4 protein-coding genes and 1 tRNA gene are annotated in these 6323 nt (G+C 69.0%); 3 read left to right on the top strand and 2 right to left on the bottom strand.

The annotated features are described in order from the left end of the window. Positions 1-27 precede the first annotated feature (27 nt). Positions 28-2556, bottom strand: a complete 2529-nt coding sequence (locus ACFU3E_RS34850; RefSeq protein ID WP_384167649.1) for an ABC transporter permease — start codon at positions 2554-2556, stop codon at positions 28-30. A gap of 49 nt (positions 2557-2605) precedes the next feature. Beyond that, positions 2606-3376 carry an ABC transporter ATP-binding protein gene (locus ACFU3E_RS34845; RefSeq protein WP_384167646.1) on the bottom strand — a complete coding sequence of 257 codons (771 nt, stop codon included), beginning with the start codon at positions 3374-3376 and terminating at the stop codon, positions 2606-2608. 414 nt (positions 3377-3790) lie between these two features. Here ACFU3E_RS34845 and ACFU3E_RS34840 point away from each other — a divergent pair. From ACFU3E_RS34840 to ACFU3E_RS34830, 3 genes are all read left to right on the top strand, one after another. Continuing rightward, positions 3791-3874: transfer RNA gene (locus tag ACFU3E_RS34840), tRNA-Leu, on the top strand. Between the two features lie 134 nt (positions 3875-4008). Continuing rightward, positions 4009-5184 (top strand): 4-hydroxybenzoate 3-monooxygenase, encoded by a 1176-nt coding sequence (locus ACFU3E_RS34835; protein WP_384167643.1) that lies wholly within the window; start codon positions 4009-4011, stop codon positions 5182-5184. A 158-nt stretch (positions 5185-5342) separates the two neighbouring features. Then, positions 5343-6251: a Bax inhibitor-1/YccA family protein gene (locus ACFU3E_RS34830; RefSeq protein ID WP_384167641.1), complete on the top strand. Its 909-nt coding sequence runs from the start codon at positions 5343-5345 to the stop codon at positions 6249-6251. Positions 6252-6323 lie beyond the last annotated feature (72 nt).

The following is a 6323-nucleotide window of genomic DNA, read 5'->3' as shown; positions in this document are numbered from 1 at the left end:
CGGGAAAGGGGCCCTTCGCCGTGCCCGCTACTCCGCCTTGATGGCCTCCAGCATGTTCAGCCGGGCCGCCCGCCGCGCCGGCCACAGCGCCGCGAGGACACCCACCGTCGCGGCCAGCAGCAGGAAGACACCCATCCTCGCCCAGGGCAGGACCAGTTCGTACGTCGCGAGCTTCGTGGCCAGCAGCTCACCGGCCGCCCAGCCGAAGAACACGCCCAGGCCGATGCCCAGCACCGCGCCGAACAGGGAGATCACCAGGGACTCCAGGCGGACCATCCGCTTGATGCCCTTGCGGTCCAGGCCGATCGCGCGGAGCATGCCGATCTCCTGGGAGCGCTCGAAGACCGACATGGCCAGGGTGTTGACGACGCCGAGCACCGCCACGATCACCGCCATGGCGAGCAGGCCGTAGACCATGTTCAGCATCAGCGTGAACATCTGCGCGATCTCGTTGGAGATGTCGTCCTTCGACTGGACCTTGATCGCGGGGTTGGTGCCGAGGGCCTTCTCCAGCTTGTCCTGCACCGCGCCGGACGTGCCGTCGGCGGTCTTCACCATGACCCTCATGTTGTACGGGTCCGAGGAGTGCGGGGCGAGGGTCTTCTCGTCGAGCAGGATGCCGCTCAGGAAGTCGTTGCTCTCGTAGATCCCGGAGACCGTGAGCTTCTGCTTCTTGCCGTCCTCGTAGGCGATGGTGAAGGCGGAACCAGCCTTCCAGCCATGGGACTTCGCGGTCTCGCCGTCCACGACGACGTTGCTGCCGCCGACCTTGAAGGTGCCCTCGTCGACCTTCGGACCGACCAGGTCGCCGATCGCGGCGCCGTTGACGCCGGTCGGGTACTCGCTCCGGCCGTCGATCCGGGATTCGGCGTTGAGCATCGGGCTGGTGGCGGTGACGTCACCGGCCTGCTTCAGCTGCTTCTCCACGTCCGGCGACAGCGGGTTGCCGTTCGCCATCGACACCACGTAGTCGGCCTTGATCGACGCCGACGCCATCTTCTCGATGGCCTGCTGCAGGCTGCCCGCCATCACCGTCATGCCGGTGATCAGAGTCAGGCCGATCATCAGCGCGGAGGCGGTGGCGGCCGTACGGCGCGGGTTGCGCACCGAGTTCTGCCGGGCCAGCTTGCCGGACATGCCGAAGGCGCGCAGCACCGGCGCGGCGGCGGCGATCAGCGGGCGGGACAGCAGCGGGGTCAGGATGAACACGCCGATGATCAGCAGTACCGCGCCGAGGCCCATCGGCATCTGGCCGTCCGAGCCGTCCATGGTGGTGGCCACCAGGACCACCGCGATGCCCGCGGCCGAGACCAGGGCACCCAGCGTGTTGCGCAGCACCAGCGACTTGGTCGTGGCCTTGGCGTGCACGCTGCTCATGGCCGCGACCGGCGGGATCTTCGCGGCCCGGCGGCCCGGCAGCCACGCCGCCAGCATGGTCACCAGGATGCCGACGGCGAACGCGGCGATGACCGTGGCCGGCTTGATGATCAGCGGCCCGTCCGGCACGGTCGCGTCGAACGTGCCCATCAGGGAGCGCAGCCCGGCCCCGATGCCGATGCCCGCGACCAGACCGGTCACGGCGGCGACCGCGCCGACCAGGAACGCCTCGAGGAGCACCGAGCGCGTCACCTGCCGCCGCGAGGCGCCGACCGCCCGCATCAGCGCCAGCTCCCTGGTGCGCTGGGCGACCAGCATGGTGAAGGTGTTGGCGATGATGAACGTGCCGACGAACAGGGCGATGCCGGCGAAGACCAGCAGGGCCGTCTGCATGCCGCTCATCGACCGGGAGATCGCGTCCGCCTGGTCGTCGGCGAGCTGCTTGCCGGTGGTGGTCGAGACGGTGCCCTTCGGCAGCGCCTTGTCCAGTTCCGCCTTCAGCGCGGCCTGCGTGACGCCCGGCTTCGCCTTGACGTTGATCTGGTCGTACACGCCCGGCTTGCCCAGCAGCTTCTGGGCGGTCGCCGTGTCGAACAGGGTGAGGCTGCCGCCGGCCGCGACGTTGCCGTCGTCGGTGGTGAAGATGCCGGTGATCTTCGGGGTCAGGACCGGCCCGGCGACGGACATCCGCACGGTGTCGCCGACCTCGTAGCCGGCGCGCTTCGCCGTCGCGGAGTCGATGAGGATCTCGCCCCGGCCCTTGGGGGCGTGCCCGCTGACCAGCGGGTAGCGGGGGTCCTTGGTGCCCCAGTAGTTGCCGCCCTGCGACTGGAAGCCGTCGCCGAGCAGCTTGCCGTCCTTGCCGGCGATGGCGGTGAAGTTCTGCACGACTCCGATGGCGGACGCGGCCCCGGGAACCCGCTCGCTCCTGGTGAGGACGGCCTGGGTCAGTTCGTGGAGCTTGCCGACCTGATCCCCCTCGGCTTCCCGGTAGTCCGCTGTCATGGCGACGTCGACCTGGTCGAAGCCCTTGGCGGAACTCTTCTGGAAGGCGTCGGAGATGGTGTTGGTGAAGACCAGGGTCCCCGACACGAAGGCCACGCCGAGCATCACGGCGAGCACGGTCATCAGGAGCCGGGCCTTGTGCGCGAGCACGTTGCGCAAGGCGGTACGGAACATGGGTTTTCTCAGTCCAGTCGGTTCGGGCCGGTGCGTCGGTGAGGGGGCGTCAGCTCGTGCGGCCCTTGGCGTCGAACGCCTTCATGCGGTCGAGCACGGAGTCGGCCGTCGGCCCGTGCATCTCGTCGACGATCCGTCCGTCCGCCAGGAAGATCACCCGGTCCGCGTAGGCCGCGGCCACCGGGTCGTGCGTCACCATCACCACCGTCTGGCCCAGTTCGCGCACGGAGTTGCGCAGGAAGCCCAGCACCTCGGCGCCGGAGCGCGAGTCGAGGTTTCCGGTGGGCTCGTCGCCGAAGATGATCTCGGGCCGGGAGGCGAGTGCCCGGGCCACGGCGACGCGCTGCTGCTGGCCGCCGGACAGCTGGGACGGCCGGTGGCCGAGACGGTCCGCCAGGCCGACCATCCGGATGACGGAGTTCAGCCACTCCTTGTCCGGCTTGCGCCCCGCGATGTCCATCGGAAGGGTGATGTTCTCCAGGGCCGTCAGGGTCGGCAGCAGGTTGAACGCCTGGAAGATGAAGCCGATCTTGTCCCGGCGCAGCTTGGTCAGCTGCTTGTCCTTCAGCGAGCCGAGTTCGGTGTCGCCTATGCGCACCGACCCGGACGAGAAGGAGTCGAGACCGGCCACACAGTGCATCAGGGTGGACTTGCCGGAGCCCGAGGGGCCCATGATCGCGGTGAACTCGGCCTGCCGGAAGTCGACGGAGACGCAGTCCAGGGCGACCACCTGGGTCTCGCCCTGTCCGTAGATCTTCGACAGATCCGTGGCGCGGGCGGCCGCGGTGGTGGCCCGGTCGGCGAGGGATGCGGTGGTCACGGGATGGCTCTCCTGTCGGACGGCTGTGAGGGGGAAGGACGTGTTCCATCGTCCGGGTCCCAGGCCGCCGTGTAGTCACCCGCTGTTCTGGTTCCGAAGGCCGACTCCGGTCTGACCGCGCGGGGCGGTGTCATACCTGGGGATGACGAACGCCCCCGAGAGACCGGGTGTCGGGACTGACGCCGTCCGGGTGTCGAGAACAGGTGGAGTGCCCTCGTTCGGGCGGTGAAATTCCGTCATTCCGCATACGTGGCCGAGCGCCGCACGCAAGGCTATTGGCAAGTGCGGATGGCGTGTTCCGTGTGCTGATGCACCCTCAGACGTCAATAAAATAAGACAACATCGGTCCACGCTTCCGCTGTTCGGGGGATCCGTCCGGATAGTCTCGGAACCTCGATGCGGAGCCCACGGCCTGCCCGGATGGTGGAATGCAGACACGGCGAGCTTAAACCTCGCTGCCCCTTCGCGGGCGTGCCGGTTCAAGTCCGGCTCCGGGCACTTTCCGATCCCTGCGTGCTCCATTGAAGAGTTCACGGCGCGCCCGTTGACAGCGGACGCATGCCGTCGGAGACTCACATGCACATAGTGAAAGAAATTTCACCTGACGAACGCAGATGGGAAGAGGTCGTCCGATGCGCACCACCGTCGGCATCATCGGAGCGGGCCCCGCCGGCCTCCTCCTCGCCCGGCTGCTCCACAACGCCGGCATCGACTCGGTCGTCCTGGAGAGCCGTGACCGCGATTACGTCGAACGGCGCCAGCGCGCCGGGATCCTCGAGCAGGGCACCGCGGACGTGCTGCGCGCGGCCGGCGCCGGGGAGCGCATGGACCGCGAGGGGCTGCGCCACGACGGCATCGAGCTGCGCTGGGAGCGCAGGCGCCACCGTGTCGACTTCCCCGCCCTCACCGGCGGACGGTCCGTGACGGTCTACGCCCAGACCGAGGTGTGCAAGGACCTCATCGCCCTCCAGCTCCTGGAGGGCGGGCCCCTGCTCTTCGAGGCGGAGGCGCTGGCCGTGGAGGACGCCGGCACCGACGCCCCGCGGATCCGATTCCGGCACGAGGGCCGTGAGGACGTCCTGGAGTGCGCCTACGTCGTCGGCTGCGACGGCTTCTGGGGCGTGGCCCGCAAGGCGATCCCCGCCCCATTCACCCAAGTCTTCGAACGGACGTACCCCTTCGGCTGGCTCGGCATCCTCGCCGACGTGCCGCCCTCCCACGACGAGCTCGTCTACGCCCGCCACGACCGCGGCTTCGCCCTGCTCTCCATGCGCTCACCGGCCGTCTCCCGCCTCTACCTCCAGGTGCCCGACGGCACCGACGCCGGGGCGTGGAGCGACGAGGAGATCTGGGACGAGCTGGAGCGCCGGTTCGAGACCGCGGACGACTGGCGCCTCCAGCGCGGCCCGATCACCCAGAAGTCGGTCACGCCCATGCGCTCCTACGTCCACGAGCCCATGCGCCACGGCCGCCTCTTCCTCGCCGGTGACGCGGCGCACATCGTCCCCCCGACCGGGGCCAAGGGCCTGAATCTCGCCGTTGGCGACGTCGTGACCTTCGCGCGGGCCCTGACCCACCGGCAGGAGACCGGATCGCCGGAGCTGCTCGACGCCTACTCCGCGACCTGCCTGCGCCGGGTCTGGCAGGCCGAGCGGTTCTCCTACGACATGACGACCCTGCTGCACCGCGCACCCGGCGCGACGCCCTTCGAGGACCGGCTCCAGCTCGCCCGGCTGGAGCGGATCGCCTCCTCCCGCGCGGCCGAGACGGACCTGGCGGAGGCGTACACGGGCTTCCCGTTCGGGTGAGCCGGGAGTGACCCCCTCCGGTGAGGGGAATCACCAAGCCGCGTAGCGTGTTGCGCAGCACGACGAGGGAAAGATCCTCCCCAAGCACTAGGGTCATCCCTTTGCCTACCTATTACTCTTTGAGCCAAGGCCATGACGTGTGGCCATGGAGGAGTGAAATGAGGAGCAGAAACCCGGTCTTCTCGCGACGGGGGTTCAGCCGCGACAACGGCTACGCGGGCTTCAACACCGCGCCGCAGGCCGGGGGTCCCGCTGTCGCCACCCAGGGCAACCCGTACGCACAGCCGGCGGGCAACCAGTACGCGCAGAACCCGTACGCGCAGAACCCTTACGCCCAGCAGGACCTGCAGTACGGCGCGCCGCCGCAGGCCCCGGCCACCACCGGCCGGATGACCATCGACGACGTCGTCCTGCGCACGGCGAGCACGCTCGGTGTGCTCATCATCACCGCGGCGCTCTCCTGGGCCCTGCTGCCGGTCGACGACGCCAACATCAGCCGTGCCTACGGCATCGGTATCGGCGCCGCGCTGATCGGCATGGTCCTGGCGCTCGTGCAGTCCTTCAAGCGCAAGGCCTCGCCCGCGCTGATCCTGACGTACGCCGCGTTCGAGGGTGTCTTCCTCGGCGTCATCTCCAACATCGTCGACAACCGCATCGCCGACGGTGCGGCCATGCAGGCCGTGATCGGCACCATGGCGGTCTTCGCCGGTGTGCTGATCGCCTACAAGGCCGGCTGGATCCGCGTCAACCGCCGCTTCTACGGCTTCGTGATGGCGGCCGCCCTCGGCTTCATCCTGCTGATGATGGTGAACCTGCTGTTCGCGGTGTTCGGCGGCGGTGACGGCCTCGGCTTCCGCAGTGGTGCCCTCGGTGTGATCTTCGGCGTCATCGGCATCATCCTCGGTGCGTGCTTCCTCGCCCTGGACTTCAAGCAGGTCGAGGACGGCGTCGCCTACGGCGCCCCGCGCGAGGAGGCCTGGCTCGCGGCCTTCGGCCTCACGCTGACGCTGGTGTGGATCTACCTGGAGTTCCTGAGGCTCATCTCGATCCTCAACAGCAGCGACTAGTCCTCGACGGTCGTAGCGCGAAGGGCCCCGGCTTCGGCCGGGGCCCTTTGTCGGCGGGGGACGGTGTGCGCG

The sequence above is a fragment of the Streptomyces sp. NPDC057424 genome (assembly GCF_042803315.1).
Classification (GTDB): Bacteria; Actinomycetota; Actinomycetes; order Streptomycetales; family Streptomycetaceae; genus Streptomyces.
This window is presented reverse-complemented; position numbering and strand designations above follow the sequence as displayed.

Bases quoted from the DNA above. Each gene is read 5' to 3' on its own strand.
- ACFU3E_RS34850 (WP_384167649.1), bottom strand. From the start codon at position 2,556: ATGTTCCGTACCGCCTTGCGCAACGTGCTCGCGCACAAGGCCCGGCTC.
- ACFU3E_RS34835 (WP_384167643.1), top strand. From the start codon at position 4,009: ATGCGCACCACCGTCGGCATCATCGGAGCGGGCCCCGCCGGCCTCCTC.
- ACFU3E_RS34830 (WP_384167641.1), top strand. From the start codon at position 5,343: ATGAGGAGCAGAAACCCGGTCTTCTCGCGACGGGGGTTCAGCCGCGAC.